The 26,798-nt window shown below is 66.9% G+C and carries 17 protein-coding genes; 12 read left to right on the forward strand and 5 right to left on the reverse strand.

Annotation, left to right across the window (positions count from 1 at the left end; genetic code table 11):
- Positions 1 to 18 precede the first annotated feature (18 nt).
- The 6 genes from IPK85_20905 to IPK85_20930 all read left to right on the forward strand — a co-directional run bounded on the left by IPK85_20905 (position 19) and on the right by IPK85_20930 (position 10,784).
- The gene (locus IPK85_20905) at positions 19 to 2,745 is read left to right on the forward strand and encodes a carbohydrate binding family 9 domain-containing protein (GenBank protein MBK8249826.1); all 2,727 of its coding nucleotides are present in this window, start codon (positions 19 to 21) and stop codon (positions 2,743 to 2,745) included.
- 182 nt (positions 2,746 to 2,927) lie between these two features.
- Positions 2,928 to 4,508 (forward strand): hypothetical protein, encoded by a 1,581-nt coding sequence (locus IPK85_20910; GenBank protein MBK8249827.1) that lies wholly within the window; start codon positions 2,928 to 2,930, stop codon positions 4,506 to 4,508.
- Positions 4,509 to 4,726: 218 nt separating this feature from the next.
- A complete protein-coding gene (locus IPK85_20915; protein ID MBK8249828.1) occupies positions 4,727 to 7,756 on the forward strand; it encodes a SusC/RagA family TonB-linked outer membrane protein in 3,030 nt (1,009 codons plus the stop codon).
- 8 nt (positions 7,757 to 7,764) lie between these two features.
- Entirely contained in the window at positions 7,765 to 9,006 is a 1,242-nt protein-coding gene (locus tag IPK85_20920; protein ID MBK8249829.1) for a hypothetical protein, read from the forward strand.
- A 189-nt stretch (positions 9,007 to 9,195) separates the two neighbouring features.
- Positions 9,196 to 10,356 carry an ABC transporter permease gene (locus tag IPK85_20925; protein ID MBK8249830.1) on the forward strand — a complete coding sequence of 387 codons (1,161 nt, stop codon included), beginning with the start codon at positions 9,196 to 9,198 and terminating at the stop codon, positions 10,354 to 10,356.
- On the forward strand, positions 10,353 to 10,784 hold the full coding sequence (locus tag IPK85_20930) for an FtsX-like permease family protein (protein ID MBK8249831.1): 432 nt from the start codon (positions 10,353 to 10,355) through the stop codon (positions 10,782 to 10,784). The genes IPK85_20925 and IPK85_20930 overlap by 4 nt, the downstream gene beginning before the upstream one ends.
- A 131-nt stretch (positions 10,785 to 10,915) precedes the next feature.
- On the opposite strand, the gene IPK85_20935 is transcribed toward IPK85_20930, so the two are convergent.
- The gene (locus IPK85_20935; GenBank protein ID MBK8249832.1) at positions 10,916 to 11,647 is read right to left on the reverse strand and encodes a hypothetical protein; all 732 of its coding nucleotides are present in this window, start codon (positions 11,645 to 11,647) and stop codon (positions 10,916 to 10,918) included.
- Positions 11,648 to 11,748: 101 nt separating this feature from the next.
- Positions 11,749 to 13,761, reverse strand: a complete 2,013-nt coding sequence (locus tag IPK85_20940) for a PKD domain-containing protein (protein MBK8249833.1) — start codon at positions 13,759 to 13,761, stop codon at positions 11,749 to 11,751.
- A 503-nt stretch (positions 13,762 to 14,264) separates the two neighbouring features.
- Here IPK85_20940 and IPK85_20945 point away from each other — a divergent pair.
- Both IPK85_20945 and IPK85_20950 read left to right on the forward strand, forming a co-directional pair.
- On the forward strand, positions 14,265 to 14,480 hold the full coding sequence (locus IPK85_20945; protein ID MBK8249834.1) for a hypothetical protein: 216 nt from the start codon (positions 14,265 to 14,267) through the stop codon (positions 14,478 to 14,480).
- A 154-nt stretch (positions 14,481 to 14,634) separates the two neighbouring features.
- Positions 14,635 to 17,637, forward strand: a complete 3,003-nt coding sequence (locus IPK85_20950) for a hypothetical protein (protein ID MBK8249835.1) — start codon at positions 14,635 to 14,637, stop codon at positions 17,635 to 17,637.
- Between the two features lie 39 nt (positions 17,638 to 17,676).
- Here IPK85_20950 and IPK85_20955 read toward each other — a convergent pair whose 3' ends face one another.
- Both IPK85_20955 and IPK85_20960 read right to left on the reverse strand, forming a co-directional pair.
- Entirely contained in the window at positions 17,677 to 20,115 is a 2,439-nt protein-coding gene (locus IPK85_20955; GenBank protein ID MBK8249836.1) for an ABC transporter permease, read from the reverse strand.
- Positions 20,112 to 21,299 (reverse strand): serine hydrolase, encoded by a 1,188-nt coding sequence (locus IPK85_20960; GenBank protein MBK8249837.1) that lies wholly within the window; start codon positions 21,297 to 21,299, stop codon positions 20,112 to 20,114. The genes IPK85_20955 and IPK85_20960 overlap by 4 nt, the downstream gene beginning before the upstream one ends.
- Before the next feature lie 192 nt (positions 21,300 to 21,491).
- Between IPK85_20960 and IPK85_20965 the strand changes: the two genes are divergently transcribed.
- Both IPK85_20965 and IPK85_20970 read left to right on the forward strand, forming a co-directional pair.
- Positions 21,492 to 22,601: a histidine kinase gene (locus tag IPK85_20965; protein MBK8249838.1), complete on the forward strand. Its 1,110-nt coding sequence runs from the start codon at positions 21,492 to 21,494 to the stop codon at positions 22,599 to 22,601.
- Positions 22,591 to 23,430, forward strand: a complete 840-nt coding sequence (locus tag IPK85_20970; GenBank protein ID MBK8249839.1) for a response regulator transcription factor — start codon at positions 22,591 to 22,593, stop codon at positions 23,428 to 23,430. The genes IPK85_20965 and IPK85_20970 overlap by 11 nt, the downstream gene beginning before the upstream one ends.
- 17 nt (positions 23,431 to 23,447) lie before the next feature.
- Here the strand turns inward: IPK85_20970 and IPK85_20975 are convergent, their stop codons facing one another.
- A complete protein-coding gene (locus IPK85_20975) occupies positions 23,448 to 24,008 on the reverse strand; it encodes a hypothetical protein (GenBank protein ID MBK8249840.1) in 561 nt (186 codons plus the stop codon).
- A 188-nt stretch (positions 24,009 to 24,196) separates the two neighbouring features.
- Between IPK85_20975 and IPK85_20980 the strand changes: the two genes are divergently transcribed.
- Entirely contained in the window at positions 24,197 to 24,703 is a 507-nt protein-coding gene (locus IPK85_20980; protein ID MBK8249841.1) for a hypothetical protein, read from the forward strand.
- Positions 24,704 to 24,822: 119 nt separating this feature from the next.
- Complete coding sequence (locus IPK85_20985; protein ID MBK8249842.1) at positions 24,823 to 26,292, forward strand: MBL fold metallo-hydrolase; 1,470 nt, start codon at positions 24,823 to 24,825, stop codon at positions 26,290 to 26,292.
- The last annotated feature ends 506 nt before the right edge of the window (positions 26,293 to 26,798 follow it).

Raw genomic sequence — 26,798 nt, forward strand, 5'->3', positions numbered from 1 at the left:
TGCGCGTAATGCCGAATTGTGCCCTCCTCATGCTTCCTCTCCCGCTTCGCCCGCCTCGCACTGTGCGGAGGGCTGTTCACCACGGTCGTGTCAGCGCAGGACTCCACGGCATCGGGGAGCCGCCGGTCCTTGCGGGCCTCAACCGCGGCCGCGCTCACGCTGGACGGTCGTATCGACGAGGCGGCCTGGGCCAACGCCGAGATGGCCACGGCGTTCACCAACCGGGAACCAGTCGAAGGCGTTGCCGCGAGTGAGCGCACCGAGGTGCGCGTCCTCCTGGACGAGACGTCCGTCTGGGTCGCGGCACGTTTGTACGACCGGGAGCCGGGCACCATCGCTCGCCAGGTCGTGCGGCGTGACCAGGACTCGCAAGCCGACTACTTCGAGGTTGGTTTCGACTCCAACAATGATCGTCGCACCGGCTTTCTCTTTCGCGTGAGTGCGGCGAATGTGCAGCGCGACGAGTACGTCTTTGATGACAACGAGCGCGACCGTGCCTGGGATGCCGTCTGGGGATCCGCCGTCACCGTGGACTCGCTGGGCTGGGTGGCGGAACTGCGCATTCCCCTGTCCCAGTTGCGCTTTCGTGCCAGCGAGACCCCGCAAGCGTGGGGCGTGAACTTCGTTCGGCGGCGCGTACGCACCAACGAGGAATCGCATTTCCAGCTGGTGTCGCGGTTGCAGCGCGGCATCGTCTCCCAGTTTGCGACGCTGACCCAGGTCGTGGCACGCAGTGCGCGGCGCCTGGAGCTCCGTCCGTACGCGTTAGGCTCGGTCTTTCGCGGAACCGCGGAGGCGGGGAACCCCTTCAAGACTGGCCGCGATAACGGGTCGCGCGGTGGACTTGACGTGCGATTGGGCCTCGGCGGACAGTTCACGCTCGATGCGACCATCAATCCGGACTTCGGGCAGGTCGAGGCGGATCCGGCCATCATCAACCTCACCGCCTTCGAGCAATTCTTCGAGGAGCGGCGGCCGTTCTTCGTCGAGGACGCCAAGATCTTTGACTTCACGCTCTCTGGCGGACGCAACCGCCTGTACTATTCGCGCCGACTTGGTCGATCGCCGCGCGGGAGTGCGCCGAGTGGAACCCTGTTTTCCGACGTACCGTCCGCCACGAATATTCTCGGCGCAGCCAAGCTGACCGGGCGCACCCAACGCGGGATGTCGATCGGTGCCCTGGCGGCCATCACCGAGGATGCCGATGCCCGTGCGTTCCTCGGCGACTCCGTGCCGACGCAGAGCTACCTCGTGGAGCCGCGGGCCGGCTTTGGCGTGCTCCGGGTGCGACAGGATTTCAATGGTGGCGCGTCCACGATCGGTGCCATCGGGACGGCACTGCGACGCGACCTCCCGGAGGATGGCACCTTTCGATTCCTCCCGACGAGCGCGGTGAACGGCGGCATCGATTGGGAGCACCAGTGGATGAACCGCGAGTGGGCGTTCTTCGGATATTTCTCCGGCAGTCATGTGCGAGGGGACTCGGTCGCCCTGCTGCGCATCCAGCGCGCCAGCAACCACTTCTTCCAGCGGCCGGACGCGCGGATGCTCGGGGTGGACTCCACGGCAACCAGCATGTCCGGATTCGACTGGCGCATGACGCTCGACAAGCGTCGCGGGCGGCACTGGACCGGCTCGGCGTGGGCGGCGCAAGTCTCGCCCGGATTCGAGATCAACGATGTCGGCTTCAGCACGCGCCAGGAAGTGCTGGACGGCGGCGTGCGAATTTCGTATCGCGAGATCGTTCCCAACCGGGTGCTCCGCTCCTACAACGTCAACGTCAGCACCTTCCACAACTGGAGCCACGACGCCGTGGCCGGGCGTTTTTCACCCGGTGCATGGGGACGGGCCCACGTCGGCGGGTCGGTGAGCGTGCAGGGGAACGTCGAGTTCCTCAACTTCTGGCGCGTCGAAAGCAATGTCTCCTATCGACCGGAACTGGTGGACCGCAGCGGGACCCGTGGCGGGCCACTGATGCTGAACCCGCGCTCGATCGAGGGACGGCTCTCGTTGAATACCGATCGTCGCAAGGCGCTCAACCTCCGTCCAGGGATCAACCTCGAGACCGGGGCGATGGGCGTCGGCAGCGAAGCCAGCGTGAGCCTGGGGATCGGCTGGCGACCGAACGCGCGTATTGAGCTGGACGTTGAACCCCGGTACCAACGATCCACCATCGGTGCACAATATGTGGCGACCAGTACAGCCCTGCCCTTCGCCCCGACCTTTGACCGCCGCTACCTCTTTGGTGAAGTGGCGCGGCGCGAGCTGAGCTTCCAGACCCGGCTCAACGCGGCCTTCTCTCCCACGGCGTCGTTTCAGCTCTTCGCACAGCCCCTCCTCTCCTCGGGAGACTACTCCAACTACAAGCAGCTGCTCTCGCCCCTGTCGTTCGACTTCGAGACGTTCGCCGAAGGTGCCCCTCCCCTGGTCGCAGGGGGAGCCACGTGTCGCGGGGGCCGCACCTGCGCGGACGGCGCGGATCAGCGGCTATTCGACTTCGACGGCGACGGGGTGACTGACTTCACGGTGGCCGAGCAGGACTTCAATGTGCGATCGCTGATCGGGAACGCCGTGTTCCGCTGGGAGTATCGTCCGGGTTCGACGATGTTCCTCGTCTGGCAACGTCGGCAGCGCAGCGAACTGGTGCGCGGGGATTTTTCCGCCCGCCGCGACTTTGCGGAGCTGTGGCGGGCGCCCACGGACAACACCTTCCTCCTCAAGTTCAGCTACTGGTTCCCGCTCTAATCGCGGGCGGTGTCACGAGACGATACGCCCGGCGTGATCCGCTGATCCAACACGTTACGGCCCTTACACTTGCGGCTCGCGCACCTCGCGAAACACTGACGCGTTTCCGCCGATTTCCGGACGGCGCTGACTGACTCCCGCGGCCACATTGCGGCTTCCAGGCTCATCTCACGGAGGCCCCCATGAAGCACCGACCATTCCTTGTCGCCAGCGTGTGCACCACCGCGCTGTTCGCGTGCAGTACCGACACCGATCGCGTCGTAACGGACCGTCTGATGGCACCCGAGGCCCCCTTGGCCGACGTCGGCACGCTCGCGACAGCGACCACGGCGTGGTACCAGTCGCCCGGCGGCGTGGCGGTCGCCAACGATGCGGCCGACAACGTGTACACCGCGTACTGGGACTACAATCCGGCTGGCGACATCTACCTGACGAAGCGTGACGCGAACGGCGCCCTCCTGTGGGAGGTGCGCTATGACAACACGGACAATACCCGTCACGAGGTCGCGACCTGGGTCGAGACGGATCCGAGTGGCAACGTTTTCGTGAGTGGCACGATCCGGTCCGGTTACTCCAACCCGGTCAACGCGAACAGCGTGCTCATGAAGTTCTCGCCCAGCGGCGCGTTGCTCTGGCGCCAGGTGTTTGGCGCGCCGTTCGATGGGTCGTCGACACGCAAGGTGCTCGTGGATGCCAGCGGGGCGGCCTATGTCTTTGGCCTCGGCATCTCGCCGACCGGGCCGCGCACCTCGATCCGCAAGTTCCTGCCTAACGGTTCCACGGACTGGACCTGGTTCGATCCGGCGGGCATCGGCGCACCCCACAACGTCAAGTGGGGCGCGGATGGCCACCTCGTCGTCGCTGCGCGGGCGCTCTTCGGGAGCCTCAACGGCTTCACCAAGGTCGACCGCAACGGCAATACGCTGTGGACGCTTGCGGGGGTGCAGAGCCTCACGGTGGGCGATATCGCGGGTGATGCCGCCGGGAATTCCTACCTCATCAACGGGAACTACACGACTGGCTCCGGAAGCTTCCTCCGCAAGTTCGGCCCCAGCGGCGTGCAGCTATGGCAGCGTGGCAGTCCCGTCGGTGGCCAACGCGTGGAGGTCGGGACCGATCATGCACCGGTGGTCGCCGGCTATCCCGCCGGGAGCTTTGGCGCCGCCTTTACCAAGTTTGACTCCAACGGCAACCTGCTTTGGACGAATCTTGACGCCGATGGCCCGTCGCACAGCCTCCTCGCCCATGGCATGCTGATGTTGGATGCATCGAACAACGCGTACCTCGCGGCGAGCAACATGTCGCAGATGGGGGTGGTAAAGGTGCTCGGGTCAACGGGGGCGGCCGACTGGACACTGCTCATCCCGTTTGGGTATGCCGTGGATCTCGCCTTTGGCCAGCAAGGAAGGGTGTTCGTCACCGGTGGGGGAACGGTGGCACGCATTGACCAGCAAGCCGCACCGCCGCCGCCGGTGAACACGCCGCCCGTCGTCACGATCACGGCAACCACGGCCACCACCATCCCCGTCGGCGGCACCTTCGGCGTCCAGGCGACGCTGGTCGATCCGGATGCGGGCGACGGGCCCTGGCCGTACGTGTGGCGATGGAACACTGGGAAGACGACCGGGACCTGGACGGCCCCCGGCACTCTCAGTGCGACCCGTGCCTACACGCGCGCCGGCACCTACCGCGTAGCGATGGTGGTCACCGACGCGCGCGGGGCGATCGATACCTCGAACGTGATCCGCGTGACGGTGCGGTAGTCGCCAACGACACGGGTCGAAGGCACCGAGGGGGACGAGCCGTTGCGGCTTGTCCCCCTCGTCTCGTCAGGCACCTCGACACTGCTCGTGTCACCATCCCGTCCGCTCGTCCCGCGCGCCTAGGTGTTCCGTCCGGGTCACGTGTGATTGCAGTGCCGCCATCCGCGGCCGCGTGGCATCCCCCATGTCCCGCGCACTCCACACACGGGAGCTGTCCCATGCATGTGCCTCGTCTGTCCCACTGGTCCTGGCGAGCGTTCGCGCTCGCGCTGGTCATCAGCAGTCCCACTGCCGCACAAACGGGCGGTACCATCGCGGGTCGCATCACCGACCGCACCACCGGCGCACCGCTCGCCGACTCACGCGTGGTCGTCGTCGGCACCACGCTCGAGACGATCACCAACGAACGTGGGGAGTATCGCCTGCTCAACCTGCGTCCCGGGCGCGTACAGCTCTCGGCCATGCGGATCGGGTACCGGGCATCCTCCGACACCCTGCAGGTCGCGGCCGGACAATCTGTCACGAAGGATTTCACTCTTGCGGCCACCCTCACCACCCTGTCGGACGTCGTGGTGACCGGTACCGTGGGCAACCAGGAACGCAAGGCGCAGTCCGCCGTGGTCGCCTCCATCAGTGCGACCGACATCAAGGCCGGCGCACCAATCAACACGGTCAACGACCTGCTGCAATCACGCGTCGCCGGCGTCTCCGTGAACGCGGCCTCCGGGCAGGCCGGCGCCTCGCGCTCGATCCGCGTCCGTGGTCCGGCGTCGATCTCGCTCGCGAATCGTCCGATCGTCTTTATCGACGGCGTGCGCGTCGTCGAGACATCGTCCAACCTGGGCACGGGTGGACAGATCACCGATCGCCTCAATGACCTCAACCCGGATGACATCGAGTCCATTGAGGTGGTCAAGGGTCCGGCCGCGGCCACGCTCTTTGGCGCAGACGCCTCCACGGGCGTGATCCAGATCATCACCAAGCGCGGGCGCGTCGGCTCCAACTCGTTCCAGCAGACGCTGCGGTCGGAGTACGGCAACGTCGATCGCAACTTCACGCCGCCCAGCAACTACGGCGCATGCACCGCGGCCCTCGTCGCCGCGAGCAGCACCAATCCCCTGTGCCGCGGGCAGGCCGTGGGCACCCTCGTTTCGGACAACCCGCTCATGCGCAGCGAGGCCTTCCGCACCGGATCGGACCTCCTGCTCGGTTGGAGCGGTCGCGGCGGCGGCCAGAACTATGGCTACTTCCTGTCGGTTGGGGCGGATCGCAATCTCGGCGTGCTGCCCAACAATGAGTTCAAGCGGTACAGCGTCCGCACCAACTTCAACTTCATCCCGACGCCGGCCCTGACCATCGAGGCGGGCATCCAGACGCTGCAGTCGACTTCCATCGTCCCGGACAACGACAACAACATCTACGGGTACCTCGGTGGTGCGCTCCTCGGCTCGCCGCTCACCCGACGTGACGACGGCCAGCCCGGACAGGATGGTTGGTTCGGCTTCGCTCGACAAGTGCCGGCGATCTCCGCGATCGACAACGACGTCACGACGCGACGCAACATCCTGACGTCCAGCGGCACCTGGCTCCCCGCCGCCTGGCTCAAGAACCGATTGACCCTGGGCGCTGACCTCGTGCAGGATGAAGCCACCCGCTACTTCCCGCGGAATGCGGTGGGTCAATACGCCGGCCTGCTCAACACGGGCAACAACACGCAGACCCGCCTCAACGCGCAACGCTTTACCGCGGACTACATCGCCGACATCAATCGTCGCTTTCTCTCCGAGGACAAGCTCGCCGTCAACCTGTCGGTGGGCGCACAAGCCATCGTGACGCGGACCGACTCCCTGGCCGCCACGGGACAGGGATTCACGACGAACAGCTCCAACGTCATCGGCTCTGCGTCCACCACAACTTCCAACCAGCAGTTCAACGAGACCCGCCAGGTGGGCGCCCTGGGTCAACTGCAACTCGGCTGGCGGGACCGCCTCTTCCTGCAGCTCGGCGCGAGATACGATGACTTCTCGGCGTTCGGCACCGAGACGGACCCGATCTTCCTGCCCAAGGTCGGTGCGTCGTGGGTCGTGAGCGACGAGTCCTGGTTCGAACCCCTGGCGTCCACCTTTGGATCGTTCCGTCTTCGCGCCGCGTTCGGCACCACGGGACGCGCGCCCCTCCCGGGCGCCGCCCTCACGACGTTGACGGCCGCACCCAATGCCGTCGTGAACGGCCAGTCGATCATCAGCGAGCCCGGTGCCGTCCCGCTCAGCCCCGGCAACGCGAAGCTGCGCCCGGAAAAGGGCACCGAGTTCGAAGCCGGTGTCGACATCACCATGCTGCGTGACCGCGTCCAGCTCGAGGTGGGCTTCTTCGACAAGCGCAGCCGGGACGTCCTCCTGCAGCGTCCGCTCCCCCCGTCCCAGGGCTTCCTCGCCAATCCGTTTGTGAACATCGGGGAAGTCCGCAACAGTGGATGGGAGGTCTCCGTCAACGCCGCGCTGTTCCGCTCGAAGAACTTCGACTGGGAATCGCGGCTGGCCATGAACACCCTGAACAGCCGGATTGCCTCGCTCGGAGAGGTCGCCCCGTTCAATACCCTGAACCGCTTCACGACCGGGTTCCAGCCTGGCGCCTTCGTGTCCAAGCGTATCAAGTCGATCAACGAACAGACGGGCGTCGTGACGGTGGCAGATACGTTCGAGGTCGTTGGTAACCTGTGGCCCACGCTCGAGGCGGGACTGACCAACACGGTGACCCTGTTCCGCAACCTGCGGCTGGTCGCCCTGGTCGACACCAAGCAGGACTTCACCGTCTTCAACAACGCGGACTTCTTCCGCGAGACGCAAGTCGTGCGCAGCAACAATCGCCTCGATCCCACGCGGCTCTCGGCGCTGGAGCGCCTGCGACGGTATGGCAACCCCAATGCGGGGCAGGCGGCCTTTGTTCAGCTTAACGGCCAGGCCACCACGGTCAATGAGACCCGGGACGCCTATCTGCAGCCCGGCGATTTCATCCGCCTGCGCGAAGTCTCAGCCACGTACACCCTGCCCCGTTCCGTCATCACCCGCTGGGGACCGGTCAACGCAGCTTCGGTCGGCATCGCGTTCCAGAACCTCGGCCTCTGGAGCGACTACGAAGGATTCGACCCCGAAGTCGTCTCGGCCGCCAACAACGACTTCAACCGCACGGACTTCTTTACGCTGCCGAACCCGCGGCGCGCCATCCTGCGCCTCAACCTCTCGTTCTGAGCGATCCCATGACTGCATATACCACACTCCAGCGGACCCTGCTCGGCGCGTCATGCGCCGGGCTGATGGCCTGCACCGAGTTCCTGGCCGTGGACAATCCCAACGTGATCGACGCCGACAACGTCGATCCGGTGGCTGACGCCACCACATTGGCCAACTCTGCACAGCAGAACTTCGCGGCCGCCCTCGGCTGGTCGATCATGTACCAGTCGTGGTTTACCGGAGAAGCACAGGTCGCCGAAACGTTCCCCACCCGCAACGAGTTCGGGCGGCGCGACGTGCAGCAAAGCAACGGCAACCTCAACACCGACCTCTGGGGCACGCTCAGCACGGCCGCGGCGTCCACCCAGCTGGTGCTGTCGCTTGCGCTGCCGACACCGACCACGAACCTCAACTTCGTCCGCACCGCACTCTGGCGCGGGTACTCGTTCGTGCTGATGGCCGAGACCTTCTGTTCAGGCACGGTCGATGCCGGACCGGAACTCACCACGGCGGTCCTGACGGATTCAGCCGTGGCCAGCTTCACGAGGGCCATCACCATCGGGAATGCCAACGGGTCCGCCGATGCCCGAGCCCTCGCGAACGCCGCCCTGGTCGGACGAGCGCGCGCGCACTTGCAGGGCGGACGCAAGGCGCTGGCGCTCGCGGACGCGAACGCCGTGCCGGCCGGGTTCGTGTTCAACCTGGCGTACATCGACGACCTGGCGAACCGCAATCGGCTGGGGAATCGACTCTGGCAGTTCACCCTGGATCGTGGGTCCGTCAGCGTGGCGCCGGCGTTCCGGATCACGGACCCCCGGGTGAAGTTCAAGGCGCCGACGCAACATGCGCTGACGCCGCAGGATCCCTCATCAGGCGCGTTCTTCATCCAGGACAAGTACCCTGCCTTCACCACGCCCATCCGCGTGGCGTCCAAACTGGAGGCGGAGTATATCGCTGCCGAGGCCGGGTCAACTGCGGATCAGCTGTCGCTGATCACCGCCCGCCGCACGGCCAACGGCCTGCCCGCCTATGCCAGCGGAACGGGCGCGAGTGACGTCCTCACCGAGCTGATGTGGCAGAAATCGCTCGACTTCTGGCTCGAGGGAAAGCGCCAAGGCGACATGCGGCGGAATCCGAACAACATGACCGCGCTGCCCGTGCCGGGTTCGGTCTATTTCAAAGCCGGGTTTTCGCCGGTTGGGAGCGGTACCTGTTATCCGCTGCCTCTCGCAGAGCGCGATAACAACCCAAACCTGCGCGGCGGCTGATTGTCACCGCGGTTCAATGCGAGGCGCGCTGGGCCCCGGGACACTTCCGGGGCCCAGTGTACGTCTGGCCCGCGAGCGCGCGCCGGTTGACCGTCTGGATTGAAGCACCTCGTTACTACAGTTGTCACGTAGCTAGCACGTGGCGGTCAGGGATTCGACGACGTATCGTGTCTGGTCCCATCGACGCCCATGCCACTCGACCTGACATTCGCCTGGAGAAGTCTCACACGCGCGCGGGGGTTCAGCGTCGCCGTGATCCTCACACTGGCCCTGGGGATCGGAGCGAACACCGCGATCTTCAGCGTGCTTCGTGGCGTCGTGCTCCGTCCGCTCCCCCATCAGGACGGCGATCGTTTGATGTACTTGCGGCAATCCGCAGCTGGACCTGGCGCAAGCAACATTGCCTTCTCGGTACCGGAAATCGAGGACCTGCGCACCGGCTCTCGCACGCTGGCGCAAATCGCCGAGTATTCGCCGCTGACGCTCAACGCGGTCGAGGAGGCGGACGCGTTTCAACTCGATGTGGGGCTGGTCACGGGCAACTACCTGAGTGTGATGGGGCTGCGTCCCGTCCTCGGCCGACCGTTCACGACGGGCGACGACGGGGCCGGCGCCGCACCAGTGGTGCTGCTGACCCATGGCTACTGGGCGTCGCACTTTCGTGGTGACAGCACGGTAGTGGGCCGAACGATGCGCATCGGGGGCCGGTCGGTCGAGATCATCGGCGTCCTGCAACCGGCGCCGTTCTTTCCGGGGCGTATTGACGCCCTGATGAACATGTCGATCAGTGAGCACCACGTGAGCGCGCTCATGGTGCAGGGTCGCACACACCGGATGACGGAGGTGATCGCTCGGCTGGCCCCAGGCGCCTCGGTGGAGCAGGCGCGTGCCGAAGTCACGACGATTCGCCAGCGCATCCAGGCGACCTTTCCCGAGGTCTACGATGCGGCCTCCAACTATGCGGTGTCTGTGACGCCGTTTCGCGAGGTGCTGGGACGTGACGCGAGCACCCTACTGGGACTGTTAGTCGGGGTCGCGGTGTTCATCCTGGTCATCGGGTGTGCGAATGTCGCCAACCTCACCTTGATGCGCACGGTGCGCCGTGAACAGGAGCTGACGGTACGCGCCGCCCTTGGCGCCGGTACCCTGCGCCTGCGGCGGCTGCGGCGGCTCCTCCTGGCGGGCTCGATGCCGCGCCGGTCCCTGTGGTGTTCCTGCCGTTTGCCCAGGGCGACTTCCCGACGGGCGGCCTCGTGCTCCGCACGGACGTGGCGGCGCCTTCGATCGCCACGGCGGCGCGGGCAATCGTCCGATCGCTGTCGCCGCAACAACCGATCGAAAACGTCATGACGGTCGACGCGATCCGGGACGAGAGCGTCGGCCCGCGACGACTCAACGCCACCCTGGTGGGCGCCTTTGGCACCCTGGCGCTGCTCCTGGCCGCCGTGGGCATTGCCGCCGTCCTCGCCTTTGCCGTGAGCACCCGGATCACGGAGGTCGGCATCCGCATGAGCCTGGGCGCCACGCCGGCCAGTGTCCGGAGGATGGTGCTGACCGAGGGAGGTACCCTGGTCGCCCTCGGGCTATTGCTTGGGACCATTGGGGCGCTCGCCCTGGCTGGCGTCATCCGCGGATACCTGTTCCAGGTCGAGCCGTGGGACCCCATCACCCTGGTCGGCGTGGCGGCGGTCATGATGGCCATCGGGCTGGTGGCGAGCTGGGCGCCGGCGGCGCGGGCGAGCGGGATTCAGCCGTCAGAAGCCCTGCGGCGCGGGTAGTACCAGCGCGCACCAAATGGACTGGGGAGCAGGCATTCCCCAGTGCGAGGAGACACCCGTGAACTTCTCCTTCTCGTGGTGTGCAGGACCCGGAGCGACGGGTCGAGCCGAACCCGGCGCGCACGGAAACGTTAGCTGTTATCCCCGTACGCCCGCACACGATAGCGGAGCTCCAGGATCGCCGTGGGCGGTTCCGGCGGCGTCACGCCATATGGCGGATCCACGGACTGGGGCGGATACCACGGGCTCCAGTCGGCCCTGGGATCCGGGGTCCGCTTCATCGGTGGACGGAACATCTCATCGTGCAGGTCGCGAAGGCGCACGACGATGAACCGATTTCCTGCGCGATATGCAGGTCCCTGCACTGCCGGAATGATCGTGTACGCCCCTTCCACGCGCCGCGCCGACCACAACACCGTCGCGACCGGGCGCGTGCCCGACGTCTGCACCTCAATGTCGAAGGTGTTCGCGTCCCACGTCGCCGGCAGGCTCGCCGTCTTCACCCGCAGCTCCAGCTCGAGATTGGCGAGTGCCCCGCCGTACATCAGAGGGGCTTCGCGCAGGTTCATGAAGGCCCAGGTCGCCACCACGACGGCCGCAATGGCGCCGAGCACGCCCAACGCCCCCGACGAGAGGTAGCTGCCGCCCTGGCCCGCCGGCGCCGAACGGGCATACAACACGACACCCGTCACCAGCCCGATGAGTCCACCCACCAGGCCGAGCGCGACCATGAAGTAGCCGTGCGCGCCCTCGCGATTGGAGGCGTTGGTGACCTTCGCAATGAGAAGGGCAACCATGGCACCGATGACAATCCCCGCCACCGCGCCACCCAGTGCCCACAAAAGGCCGAACAGCTTGCGCACGAGGCACCTCCGCCCGAGGACAAGCCGGAAAGATACGCGTCGCGGCCCCGCCTGCGGGTGCGGTCAGCACCTGCGAACGAGGCCGCAATGCCGTGTGCGGCTCAGGGCACGTTGAACGTCTTGGTGAGTTGGCTGGTGAGGCCCCCGTTGTCCGTGACCTTGAGCGTCCAGGTCAGCGTACGCGGGCCGGGCCAGCTCCGCGTGAACGTCGGCGCGGTGGACAGGACCACGCCCTTCCCGTTGGTCCAGCTCCAGGCCGCAATCGTCCCGTCCGGATCGCTGGAGCTACTGCCATCCACGGTGCACGTGTGCGCCGGTGCGGGAAGACAGCTTACCGTCCAGCCGACAACCGGTGGCTGGTTGGTTCCCCCGCCGGGGAGGTTGAGGGTCCTGGTGACGCTGCCCGTCAGTCCCCCGGCATCCGTGACAGTGAGCGTCACCGGGTACGCTCCCCCACTGGCGTAGGTATGGGCGACCGTCGCGCCGGTGCCGGTGCCGCCGTCGCCAAAGTTCCAGCTGTATGAGACCACGCCGACGTCGTCGGTGGATCCCGTGCCGCTGAACGTGCAGGCCCGCGTGGTGTTGTTGCAGCTCTTGGTAATCCGCGCGACCGGGGGTTGGTTGGTCGGCGGCGCCACACTCGGGATCACGAAGTCCGTCACCTTGCCCCGGGTCCGATCGAACGTCCGCGAGCCGTGGGTTGCCCCATCCACCAGGAAGGCAATCGCGCCAACACCGCACAGCCCGACGTGGGTGAAGGTCACGACGCCCGCCGCGTTCGTCGTCCCGTTCATCGTCCGGTTCGTCCAGTAGTCATCCATGAACCGTCCAACCACCTGGGCATTCGCCAGCGGAGCCCCAGTCTCGCTCGTGAGGGTGACGGTCGCCGTCGTGCGATTGTACATGCTCCCGCCCTGGAAGCAGCTCCCCGGGTTCGCCGGATCCTGCACGAACTGCCCGGTCATGGCCAACGCACTGGCGACGATGCAGTTGGCACCGCATGGCACGGCCGGGGTCAGCTTCATCAATCGCGCGCTGCGCCCGAGAAAGATCGAGGCCAGCATCTGGCCCGAACTGTTGGCTGCACCCACACCGGTGACGCTCGCACCCCCGTACGCCGGCGAGAGCAGCGGGGCCAACGGTTGCGCCAGACCTGTCGGGCCCGCAGCGATCATCGCGGTGCTCTGCACCGACAACCCGACATCCTGGGCAGCGTTGATCCAGCCGATCCCGGAGCTTGACAGGTTCCCGGTGCCCACGCTCGAGAGTTGCTGCCAGGTACCGCTGGCTGACAGGCGGAAGGGGTAACGCAGGCCTTGGACCGGCCTGATCATGAAATGCGCCTGATCGCCGTTGTCGTTAATCGCGCTCCCGTTGGATCCCGCGCCCGAAAAGCCTGCTGGGGGAGCGGGGAGCGGAGTGACACTCGCCGGATTCCCCAACTGATACCAGGAGTTCCACGTCACCACCTTGCCCCCCGGGCTCATCGCGGCGGGCTTGTCGTTCGGGTACCCCAACGTCTTGAGGTCCACCATGCCGGTGCCCTGCGACCACATGAACGGGACCGTCAACGACGGGATTGCCCCCCCCTGGGTCGCCCAACCGACCATGCGACCCTGCTCGTCCAGACCCGCGACCTCCGCGCTCGACGTCCCGGGAAAGGTCCCCCGGTTTTGCGCTGTATAGGTCAGCCCATTCGGGGTCCAGGTGGCCACGCGGGTACTGCTGCCAATCAGGCCAACCACCCCGCCGATCAGCCCCTGATTATTGATGAAGAGCGGGTATTGGCTGCTGCTCGCATACCCTGGAACCAGGGGAAGAACGATCCGCGTCCCGCCCCTCCACACCACATTCTCGCGCGGAGGCAGGCAGAACGAGCCGCAGCCGGGATCAGTGTACGAGCGACCAATCACGTCGCCGGCATCGTTGAGATCGGTGCCACTGGCCGCCGTAGACACGAAGTCCGCCACGTACATCGACGGCACCAGTGACGCCCCGGGCATTTGCACGGCAGAAGCGGCCGGTTCATGCCCGGCCGCCACGGGATCTGTTGCCTCGCCACAGGCCGCGGTCCATACCGCGGCCATCAGGACGACGGAAATGACTCCTCTCATGACCACTCTCCATTGGGGGATGGGTCCGGTCCGGACCCAGCTGTCGTTAGTTCAGGCGCCGTGCCACTCCGCACCGCGGACCGCCGACCGTTGGCCTGATGCCGCCCTACGCTGGGAGGATATAGATATTCCGTTCACAAAACCGTGAGGATTTACACGCTCTCATGTGGGGGGCGACCTGAGTCGCGGCGAGACGGGGGAGCAGGTTGGTGTAACGTCTCGTTCCAGTCCGCGGCCGGCACAAGGTTGACCCTCCTTGCCTACGCCCCTCACAGCACGACCGCGCGGGAGGCAGCGCGACGGCCTTCGCGATCTTGCCGACGAAACAGCTGCGCGATGACTCACGCGCGACGCCTGATCCCGCCCTCCACCGGCTGGTCACATCGGGGCGATACCGCTGTTGCGTTACGGTCGCCTCCCGGCGAAGCTCAAAGTCGGTCGTTTAACACTCCGAGGCGCCGGAACCGACGAGGGCCACGAAGCACGGCTCGAAGCACCTCTCCATGATCTTTTCCTTCATCCTGGTTATTGGCGTGCTGTACCTCTTCACGCACTTCGACGGACGCATGCTTCGTCGCGAGCGTGAAGAGGCAGAATTGCATCGGCGTATAGATCGGATTGAGCAGGCGATCGACGCGATCGCCAATCAGGTCGAGGTCATCCGCGATCGGACGGAACCGGGCCCGCGCGGCCTCCTCCCCGACCAACGCCAGGAGTAGACGCCAAGGCCTCCCGGCCCGCGGAGCAATCACATCGGCGCGGGAAGGGACTTTCGTGTGTGATGGCGAGTGAAAACGGGCCGGCAAGCGGACCCGGGTGTTGGCGCGTAAGATCAGGTCCAGCGCCCCCCGCCAGACTCCCCACGCCAAGCCCATGCGCTCCATCCTCCAGGCCACTGCCCTCCTCGCCTTCGGCGCTGTCGCCGCCGGGGCACAGCTCCCCGACAGCGCCACCCGAGCCGGGCTCCGCTGGCGATCCATCGGACCGGTGAACATGGCGGGACGCATCACCGACGTCGAAGCCGAGCCCGGCTCCTCCCGCACCTTTTACGTCGCGGGGGCGACCGGTGGCCTGTGGAAGACCGTCAACGCCGGCAACACCTTCTTCCCGCTCTGGGAGCGCGGCCCGATCGCCAGCATCGGCGACATTGCCATTGCGCCGAGTGACCCGAAGGTGATCTGGGTCGGCACCGGTGAGGAGGACTCGCGCAACTCGGTGGCGCCCGGCTGGGGCGTCTACAAGTCGGTCGACGGGGGGATCACCTGGCAGTCGGTCGGGCTCGAGAAGACCCAGCACATCGGGAAGATCATCATCCACCCGACCGACCCGAACACGGTCTGGGTGGCGGCACTCGGCGCCCTCTGGGGCACCAACCCCGAGCGTGGGCTCTACAAAACCACGGACGGCGGACGCACCTGGAAGCAGAGCAAGTTCATCTCCGATCGCGCCGGGTTCGTGGACCTCGTCATGGACCCGCGGGATCCCAACGTGCTGTATGCCGCGAGCTGGGAACGGATCCGCAAGGCGCACTACCTCAAGTCCGGTGGACCCGGTTCGGCGCTGTGGAAGTCGACCGACGGCGGCACGACCTGGAGCGAGATCAAGGGCGGCGGCTTTCCCGCGACCACCAAGGGACGCATCGCCCTCGCCATCGCCGCGAGTCGCCCGGACGTCGTGTACGCCATGGTGGAGGCGGACAGTGTCCGCGGCGCCAAGCCGCAGATGCTGCGGAGTGGCCTCTACCGCTCGGAAGACGCCGGGAAGACCTGGACGTGGCAACACACCACGAACAACCGTCCGTTCTACTTCTCGCAAATCCGCGTCGATCCCTCCAACCACAACCGCCTCTACCGGATGGCGGTCGACTTCAACGTCTCCGAGGATGGCGGCCGTTCCTGGCGCCTGGGGATGATGGGGATTCACGAAGACTATCACGCCATGTGGATTGACCCGGCCGACCCGTCGCATTTCATCGTTGGAGGGGACGCCGGCATCTTCCAGACCTATGACCGCGGTGGGAGTTTCGACGCGATTAACAACATGGCCATGGGCCAGTTCTACGGCATCTCCTACGACTACCAGGTTCCCTACCGCGTGTGTGGCGGCTTGCAGGACAACGGGACGTCCTGTGGATTGAGTCGCCGGAGCAACGCCCCGCTGCAGATGACCGACTGGGTCGCCATATTCGCGGCCGATGGATTGCAGACGGCGCAAGACCCGATCAACCCGGAGTTTGTCTACTACGAGTCGCAGGGTGGGAACATCGCCCGCCGCAATGTTGCCACTGGCGAAACGGTGAACATCAAGCCGCGTACCGTCTCGCGGACGCAGTTCGGACAGGCGATCGCCCGCATCCGTGGCGACGGCTCCCGGCCACTCACGCCGGCGCAACAACAATCGATCGACTCCATCCGCACCGAGATGCGCCGCCAGCTCGCCGACCCCAATGTCGCGACGCGCTGGAACTGGAACACGCCATTCCTCCTCTCACGCCACAACCCGGACGTGTTCTACAGTGGCGCCGAGAAACTCTTCAAGAGCGTGAAGAAGGGACTGGAGCCGGTCGCCATCTCTCCCGACCTCTCCACCCGCAGCGAACACGTCATTCGGATCACCACCGGCTTTGATTCCCTCGCCAACCCGGCGGCCGACGCGACCGGGGGGATCACGCGCGACGCGACCGGGGCCGAGGAGAACGCGACCATCGTCACGATCGGCGAGAGCCCCATCCGCGCCGGCCTGCTCTACGTCGGCACCAACGACGGAAAGGTGTGGCTCACCCGGAACGACGGAGCGACGTGGGATGACCTGTCGGGGCGCTTTCCTGGGATGCCGGCCGGCACCCATGTCAGCAAGGTGGACCCGAGCCCGCATGACAGCGCCACCGTCTTTGTGAGCTTTGACAACCACCGGGACAACGACTTCACGCCGTACGTCTACGTTTCCACGGATTTCGGCAAGACGTTCCGCTCCCTTGCCGCCGGGATCCCCACGGATCGTCCCAACTCGGTCTACGTCGTCCGGCAGGATCCGGTGAACGCGCGACTGCTCTACATCGGGACAGAGCTTGGCGTCTACGCGTCGCTCGACGCCGGACAATCGTGGTTCCCGCTCGACACCAACCTGCCGACGGTGCCGGTCTACGACCTGCAGGTCCACCCGCGCGATCGCGAACTGATCGCCGGCACCCATGGCCGCGCCATCCAGATCCTCGACGTGGCGCCGCTCCAGCAGATGAACACCGAGGTGCTCGCGAAGGGCGCGTTCCTCTTTGAGCCGGCGGTCGCCCTGCAGTACGGGGAATTCCCGGTGGGCTCCGAGCCACGGGCGCATCGCATGTGGCGCGGCGACCGGACCCCACCTGGTGCATCGATCACCTATCGCCTGGCACAACCGCTGCCGCAGGCACCGCGGGTCGTCGTCGTGAATGCGCTCGGCGACACCGTGGCTCGCCTCGCGGGTCCCAATCGTGCCGGACTGAACACTGTGACGTGGAACCTCCTGTCTGGTCCGGCGGGCGGCCCTGGCGGGGGCGGGGGCGGCCGCGGTACGGCGGTCGACGGTTCCGGCATCGCCGATCCGGGATTCCCTCGTGGCTTCAATCCGCGCCCGGCCGAGTCGCGCGCAGCACCTGATAGCAGCGGGACACCCGAGGCGGTGCAGCGTCGGCTGACCTCACCGACTCCCGGTGCCGGCGGTGGCCCCGGGGGATTCGGCGGGGGTGGCGGCGGCTTCAACGCCGCGCGTCCCGTGCCGGTTGCGGCTGGTGACTATCGCCTGGTGCTGATCGGCGGCGAGACCACCTCCACGCAAAGGGTGCGTGTGGTGTCGGTGGATCCGGACGAACGATCCGTCCTCGTGCCAGGCAGGCGTTGAGCGCGGCAACCGCCGGCGAGGCTCCTTAAGTGCGATCCGTCATTCCTGGCGGATCGCGCTCAGCGTGCTCCCACGCACGGTCCGCCGCACCGGGAGCAGCGTCGCCACCGCAGCCACCCCAGCAAGCACCAGCGGGGACAACACAAATGAAACCACCGTCAGTGTGCCCACCCCGTAGAGGATCCCGCGCATCAGGACAAAGGCGCCGCCCGCGCCGAGGAGCCCCAGCACACATCCCAGGCCGACGAACCGCATCCCCTGGCCGAACACCAGACGGGTGACCCGACCTTCCGTGGAACCCAAGGCCATGCGGATCCCGATCTCGCGCGTGCGTTGCGCGACCGCCTGCGTCATCACGCCGTAGATCCCGATGGCCGCCAGCAATAGGCCGATCACCCCAAAGAAGCCCAGCGCCCCACCGGCGATGCGGGCGGGGAGCAGGGACGTCCCCATGTGCGAGGTCAGCGTGCGCAACCCGGTCACGGGCATCTGCGCATCCAGTGCACGCACCTCGGCGCGGATGCTGGCCAAGGTCGCCACATCGGCGTCGCGATGCCGCACGACCACGCGCATCAGTGAGGACCACGCCTGGGCGTGGGAGAAGTACATGTATTCGGTCGGATCCTCACCGAGCGATCGATATTTGCCGGTCGCCACCACACCGACGACCGAGAAGTCGCGGGTCCCGCGCCGAACCGTGCGCCCAAGGGGATCCTGCCCCGGCCAGAAGCGCTCCGCAAAGCGCTGGTTCACGACCACGACCGGTACGGACACACTGTCGTCCTGGGCCGTGACCTCGCGCCCGGCGACCAGGCGAATCCCCATGGCCCGGAAGTACCCGGGCGTCACGCTCGCGTGCAGGATGTTCATCCCCTCGCCTTCGGCCGGCGTGTAGCCCGGGATCTCCACGCGTGTGTCCGAGCTCCCGATCCCCAAGGGCAATACGTCGACGAACCCGACCTCGTCCACCCCGTTCAAGGCACGGAGGCGCTCCTGCAGGGTGCGGTAGAACTGCTCCGCGCGCTGGCGGTCGTATCCCTGCAGCGCAGGTGAGAGCGTGGCGGTCGCCGCCCCATCCGGATCGAAGCCCACCGCCACGGTCGTCGCCCGCTGGACGTTGGAGACAAACATTCCAGCGCAGGTGAGCAGGACGATCGAGAGCGCCACCTGGGCGAGGATCAGGGCATCGCGCATGCGCGAACGATTGCGGCCGGACTGCAGCTCTCCCTTGAGCCCCGGGATGAGCGACGGGCGCGTCGCCTGCAAAGCCGGCAGCATCCCGACCACCACCCCCGCGACCAGCGAAACGCCCATCGTGAAGGCGATCACACGCCCACTCAGCGAGATGTCCGGCCGAACCCCGAGGTCTCCGACCGGGATCTCGATCGCATTGGCCACCGCGACCCCGCCCGCCGCAACGAGAAGCCCCGCCGCCCCCGCCACGGCCGCGAGGAGCAGGCTTTCGATCATCAGCTGTCGCACGAGGTGCCAGCGGCTCGCACCAATCGCGAGCCGCACGGCCATCTCGCGCGCCCGGTCACGAGCGCGCGCGAGGAAGAGGCTCGCAACATTCACGCAGGCCAGCAGGAGGAGCAGGAAGACCACCCCCATGAGGGCCCCTGAGATCCCCAGCTGGGCCGTTCGCATCGACGGATGTGTCCCGACGTCCGCAAGCGCAATGATGCGTGTGCCGCTCTTGCTGTAGGCCGCTGGCCAGGCCGCCGCGAGCTCGGTGTTGACGGCATCGAGACGCGTCGCAGCCTGCTCCCGCGTAACGCCCGGCCGCAGGCGCGCCACCACGTTAAGGAAGTTGCGACCACGGTTGTCGAGCGACCCCGCGCGGTCGGCGTCGAGCACCTCCATCTGCATCAGGGGTACGTACAGCGCGGGCTCCAACATCGGGACCGTTCCGCGAAACGCGGGTGGGGCCACGCCGACCACCTCCATCGCCTGACCATTGAGCTGGATCGTACGTCCGACAATGGACGGGTCGCCGCCAAACCGCCGACGCCAGGCGCCCTCGCCAAGCACCACCACCGGATGGGCGCCACGCCCGCTGTCTTCCGCCGGGACGAAGAAGCGCCCGTGGGCCGGTTGCACGCCGAGGGTGGAGAAGAAGGTGGCCGAGACCAACTGTCCGGAGAGGATCTGGGGCTGGTCGCCGTCTCCATGGTTGAACCCGGCGAAGGTCCATGCGGCCACCTGCTGGAAGACGTCCGTGGTCCGCTCCCGGACGTCCTGGAAGTGCGGGACTGAATTGGACCCCCACGGTATGCCCGGGGCCGTCCGGTAGAGTCCAACGACCCGATCCGGTGCGAAGACCCCTGGAAGCGGTCGAAGCAGTAGGGCGTCGACCGCCGCGAACACGGTGCTGTTCAGCCCGATGGCGACCGCGATGGTCAACACCACCATCGTGGTGAAGAGTGGGCGACGGACCAAGAGCCGACCGGCGAGACGAAGGTCGTGTGCGAGGGTCATTGCGCCTGAGGGTTGGGGACTTTGGTCAGGATGCCATCGAGCCGCTGCGTGAGCGCTTGCGCCGCCATCACCGGATTCCGGTCAAAGTTGAGGGCGGTCACCACGATGACGGCCGCACGCGAGGGAAAGATGAGGATGGTCTGTCCACCCCAGCCGCTGGCGACGTACACCGGGTCCGCCGGGTCCCAAGCGCCCCGCGCGCCCCACATCCACCACTGGTAGCCGTAACGCACTGCCGTCGTGCCGACGTGCGGAGTGAGCGACGCCGTGATCCACGCCGCGGGGACGACTTGCTTGCCACCGTATCGTCCCCCGTCGCGCACGAGTTGCCCGATCCGGAGCAGGTCCAGCGGACGGAGCGAGAGTCCACCGCCGGCGTTGGCCACGCCGTTCGCGGCATGGTGCCACGTCGGCGAGGGGATCCCAAGCGGGCCGAAGAGGCGTTCCTGCGCGAACGAGGCAATGGGCCGACGCAACGCCAGGCCGACGACCTCGCCAAGCACGATGGTTGCACCAGTGTTGTAGGCATACCGCGTTCCCGGGATCGCGGCCATCGGTTGCGAGAGCAGGTAGCCGATCCAATCGCCCGTGGCCAGCATGAGTCCCACCGGGTTCGTGGGGTCCGTGTAGTTCGTCGATAGCTCGTCCCACGCGATTCCGGCCCGCATGGTCAACAGGTCCTCCACCGTGATCCGCGCGCGCATGGCATTGGCGGCGAACAACGAGTCATGCGCGCGGAGGATGGGACGAATCGGGGCACGGAGAGAGTCCAGTGCACGCGTCTCGAGGGCCAGCCCGGTCAACAGCGAAGTGATGCTCTTGGAGACAGAGTATACGGGGGCGGCGTCGCTCCGTTTCGCGCCGCGAAAATAGTACTCGACCGGGGCGTGGTCACCGACCAGAAGCAGGAAGCTGCGGATATCCCCCATCGCGCCATCGCGCATCTCGGCCACCAGCGAGTCGAGGCCGGCGCGGTGGACCTCGGGGGGCAGCGGAGAGACGACGCCATCCGTGGCGCACGCGCTCGTCGCGATGAGCGCCGCGGCGATGCTCCGCCGTCGACCGAAGCGCGGCGTGGCGATGGTCCACGCCCGAGCGACGCACTGCGGAACGCGTCCCTCTGAGACGCGCTCGCCGCGCCAAGGTTCGCCGTGAACGGACGGAGCACAATTCGACAGGGGCATGATCTCGCGCGAGGGGGAAGGACGGGTGCGACCCACCGGATCCTACGAGGTTCATCGGCCACGGTTCTCGGACGTCGTCCCCCGGGATCGGCGATTCGTACCGCGGGGCAGCGACGGACCCCTCGCCCACCCCTGAAGGGTGCGTATCCTGCGACCCCGACACCTGTGAGTGCACGCATCGTACGTTTCCCCATGACCGCGTCCCACACCCCCCTGCTTCGTATACTCGGCGCCAGCCTGGGCATGTGGGCCACCGTGCTCGTTCTACACGTCGCGGCGGCCTACCGAGACATGCTGCGGCGCGGCACCCCCGTGGGACTGCAGGAACTCCTGGGCGCGTACCTCGTGGCGTATGTGCCATGGGTCGCCTATACGACCCTGCTGTACCGTACCCTGGAACGTCGGACCGTCGTTCTCAGCGAGCGACGGACCGTGGTGCCCCTGTACGTGGGCAGTCTCGTGATCTTCCTCGTTCCGGAGATCTTGTGGCAGGTCGCGGCGGTAACCCTGCGCAATGCCGCAGATCCGGTGAAGGCCTTCCTTCCCGCCTTGCGTCGCTGGCCAGCAGAGTTGTGGCTTCTGGACCTGGCCCTGATGACCGGCAGCTTCATGGCGATCTACGCGATCGTGACGGTGCGCGAAGGGCGCGCGCTTCGCGCGCGTCAGCAGGCGGCCGACGCCGAACGCCTCGCCCTGCAACTGGAACTCGAGCAGCAGCGCCTGCGCGGTCTCCGCGCCCAACTCGAACCGCACTTCCTGTTTAATGCCCTGAGTGCCATCGCCGGATTGGTGCGCAGCAACGACCAGCGCGTGGCCATCGACGCCATCGGCCAGCTCAGTGCCCAACTCCGACATGCCATCACGGCGAGCCAGAAGGACTGGAGCACCATCGGTGAGGAGCTGGAGTTCGTTCGCGGGTATCTCGCCTTGCAGGCGCTGCGGTATCCCGATCGACTGCGCGTCAACCTGGACGCACCAGCCGCGGCGGGGTCCCTCGCGTGCCCGCCCCTCCTCCTCCAGCCATTGGTCGAAAACGCGATCCGCCACGACGTCGAGTGCCACCAGGGCATCTCGACGATCGGTGTGACCGTTTCGCCGGAAGCCGCCGGCACCACGATTACCGTCCGCAACACCAAACATCCCGGTACGCCGGCCAATCCGGGGCTTGGGCTCGGCCTCCGCGGCATTCGGGATCGACTGGCCTTGCTCTATGGGGGCGCGGCGCGCCTGGAGGCCGGGCCGGCGGACGGACATTTCGTGGTGACCCTCTTCCTTCCCCCGGCACCAGCGCATGAATCGTGACGTGATCCAGGTGCTCATCGTGGACGACGAGCCACTGGCGCGCACCAACCTGCGGCATGCCCTCGCGGCGCATCCGCAGGTTCGCGTCGTCGCGGAATGTCCGGGGGTGGCGGAGGCCCGCGCGGCCCTCAACGCGAGCCCGAGCGACGCGACTCCGGGCGCGGGACGTGCGGTGGAGGCGACTGACGCCTCCGTGGACGTTGTGTTCCTCGACATTCGGATGCCGGGGGAGAGTGGATTGGTCCTGGCGCGCGAACTCGTCTCCCGCGCCGAGCCTCCGATCATTGTCTTCGTCACTGCCCACGGGGACTTTGCCATCGAGGCGTTCGAGATTCATGCCCTCGACTACCTGCTCAAGCCGGTGGAGGACACACGGCTCACCCAAGCGGTGGCCCGCATCGAGGAGATGCTCCGCCTGCGCCAGCGGGCCGCCTATGCCATCGCGGTCCGTGACTACCTGACGGATGCATCCGAGCCCGGCGGCGGGCAACCCACGCCGTACCTCACCCGGTTGAGCGTGCGTTCGGTTGGGCGTATCGAGTCCATCGCCGTGGACGACGTCCGATGGTTTGGTGCATCGGGCAACTACGTGGAGCTTCACCTCGCGAAGCGCGTCGTGCTGCATCGCTTGACGATCGGCGCGCTCGAACGACGGCCCGATCCTGCCGTCTTCCTGCGGGTCCATCGGAGCGCCATCGTGCGCCGCGCGGACGTTGGCGTGCTGCGCGTCACCGGCGATGGCACCTACCTCCTGCAGCTGCGCTCCGGCCCCCAGGTCCCCGTGAGCGAGCGGTACGTTGACGCTGTTCGCGCGACGATGGGGGAGTAACCCATCCCGCACTACTACTACGGCTCGCGGACGAATCGATAGTAGTAGCCCAGCTCGCTCCAGCTCACGCCACCATCGTCGGAGCGATACAGCCGCTTGACGAAGGCGTCAGGACCGATTTCCCCGTCGACCTCGCGATACAGGTAGGTGCCCTGGTCGTCGTACCCGCCGACCCTCGATATCACGTACTGGTCGCCATCAAAGCGGCCGCTGAACTCCACACGCTGGTTGCGCCGAGCGTCCGAGTAGCGGTGCACCAGACCGCGGGCCGGATCAGCCGTGATCAGGTGCACGCCGTGAAAGCCGTCAGCCCTTGCCTCGTGGTACTCCACGAGGAGGCTCAGCCCGTCGCGCAGGTATCGCGCGCGCATGAGGGAGCGGGCGGGCTGTTCGACGAAGGCACCGCCGGCATTTCTCACGAAGTTTCGCACGGACCAACGCCCGGTGAGGTAGACGAGTCGCCGGAGGCCCGGCGCGGCCCCTTCGCTGGCTACCGCACGATCAGCCTCCACGGCTTGCGGTCGCAATGGGGCGGCCAAGGTGCTGAGGACGAGAAGGGGCCTCACGAGTGGCCGCATGGCGCTTGAGCTCCTGATGCAAGGGACAAGCAAGATCACTCGCCTTGCGACCTGGGTGCAGGCACGGTCCCCCGCGTTCATCACGCGCGGACGGCTGCTCGTCCCATGCGAGGAACACGCACGACGCGCCGTCGTACTCGCAGACAGCGCTGCAACGCTGCGACCACCATCGTCCCTCCTTCACTCTCATGCACACAAGGCCCCTTGCCTCCCTGTTCGCCGCTGCGCTGCTCGCGGCCCCGCCCGTCGCCGCGCAAGGCGCACCCGCCGGAAGGACGGAGGCTGCACGGGAACGTTTGCGCTTCATTGAGGGGAGCTATCGCGTTTCCTCCGGTGTCGCCGGAGACACAGCGACCTCGGTCTGGCGCTTTCGGCCCGTGCTGGGCGGCAAGTACTTCGAGCTCGATGAAGTGTTCCGCGTCGCCTTCCGCGTGACCGTCGGCTATGACTCCACGAGCCAGCGGTACCGCATGAGCCTGCTGGACGCCGGCACCGGCGCGTTTGATATCTACGACGGCGACTTCGATGCCAACGGCGCGCTGGTCCTGCAGAACCCCCACTTCTGGCGCGTCTCCTTCGCCCCCGCGTCAGCGGGCCTGATCTGGCGCTTCGAGCATTCCACGGACCGTGGCGCGACGTGGAAGGGCCAGCCCGCTTCGGAGATGAAGCGCATGCGCGTCGTGGAACATCCCTGACCTCCTCCCAACGTGAAGACCAACGCCCGCACCATCGCGGCGGACCTTGATCACTTCGCGCCTCACCGTCAGGCGTCGGGCGGCTACCCTGCCTGCTCCCCTTCACCGATAGCTCGCCTGTGCGTATCACCACACTCGCCCGCGCGTTCTCCACGGCGCCCCTCCTGCTTGGCGCCTTCACGCCCCTCCGCGCGCAATCCGCAGCACCGGGGGCGCCGCTCGCGCAGATCCATGTCGCGACCGGCGACGCACGGTCCTACTTCACCAACTCCTGGTGGATCGAGTCCGCCGAAGGCCTCGTGCTGATCGACGCCATGTGCCTGCGAAGCGATGTCGACCGGCTCATCGCCAGCCTGCGCGCAACAGGCAAGCCGCTCGCCGCAGTGATCATCACCCATCCCCATGCAGATCACTTCGGCGGGCTGCGCCAACTGAAGGAGGCGTTTCCGCGCACCCCGCTCGTCGCCACTCGGCCGACCGCTGACGCAATGCAGGGCGTCCACGACCAGGCGCTGCAGCCTGGTGGTTGGCTCGCCGCGTTAGGCAGTGACTACGAGCGCCGGCTGCAGCGGCCCGATTCCCTGGTCCCGTCCGGGAGCACGCTGCGCCTCGCGGGGCTCACCGTCACCCTCCGGGACTACGGGCCGGCGGAGGCGGAGAACAACACCGTGGTCCATGTGCGCGAGCTGGACGCGCTCTTCACGGGCGACCTCACGGTGGCTGCGGGCGCGTATTACATCGGCGAACAACACTCACGCCTCGCGATGGTCGCGTTGTCGCAACTGCTCGTCGACTACCCGGGTCCGATCACCGCCTACTCCGGCCACTTCGCCCCGATGCCGCTGGGGACGGTGGTCCAGGAGAATCTCGAGCAGCTGCGCTTCTTCCGCCTCGCAGCCGCTGCGGAATTCGCCGACTCCGCGTCGCTGACCCCAGCGGGCACGCTCACCCCCGTCGCCATGCGACGCCTGACCCGAACCTACGCCGGATTCCTGCGCGAACGGAACACCTACGGCATGGGGCCTGTGGGCGTCGCCCAGATGAATGCGAGCGGCATTGTCGCCGAGATGCGGGGTGCAGCACCGGTTCGCGTGCCGCCCATCCACCAGCAGGTGCGCGCTGGGCTGCGGCCGTTGCGTTTCCTGCTGGGCCGGTGGGCGGGCACCCAGTTCCCCGCTGATACATCGCGAGCCACGGCTCTCCCCACTCTTGAGCTTTCGTCGGAATTCGTCCCCGTGCTCGGCGGCGCCGCCTATGAGGGCCGCATGACGGCCCCTGGATATCGCTTTGTGCTCACCCTGTCGTTTGACGCCGCGCAGCAGCGCTATCGCGTGGGTGCACTCGACGATGTCTCCGGCCTGCTGGACGTCTTTGAGGGGACATTGCACGGCGATGGGGCCTTGGTCGTCGACAACGTGCGCGCCGGCACCTACTACGTGAATCCGCGCGGTGAACGCATCCATTCGCGCCTGACGTTCACTCCCACAGCCGGTGAACTCTTCCGCCTAGACGTAGACGAATCGACGGACGGCGGCGGGACGTGGAAACCCGCGACCCGCTACGAGGCGGCGCGACGGCTCGTGCCATGAACGACCGAACGCCTCCGCTGCAGAAGTATGGCACATCGCTGGCTGCCGCGACGCGACGCGATTCGCCGCGCACGAGGTCGAAGACTCCCGCAACTGCCCGATGCACGATGACCGAGTCACGAGTGCAGTCGACGCCGGCCCGCGCACACTTGACAGCGACCCGAAGTGTCGCGCCAGCGCCACATTGAGTCAGTGTCTACGGCTTGGCGAGCGTGTACGGCGTCGCCGTTGGCGTGCGCAACGTCATGTATGGCCCATGCTGCGTCGCGTTGGCCCGCTGTAATGCCCCGCGTGGCGCGCGCAACGTGGCGGCAGGACCTGACGAAGCGCCGAATGCCGGCGGCAGCGCGATCGTTGGAGAGGACAACGCGCCGATCGACCCGTGCAGCGTCGCGGCGACTGGCGACAATGCGTCGATCGCCGGTGTCTGCGCGCCTGCTGGCCCTGCCTGAGCTCCGATTGGCGTGGTCCGCGCCCCGAATGGCGTTGTCCGAGCTGCGATTGGC

The organism is Gemmatimonadota bacterium (assembly GCA_016712265.1).
GTDB lineage: Bacteria > Gemmatimonadota > Gemmatimonadetes > Gemmatimonadales > Gemmatimonadaceae > RBC101.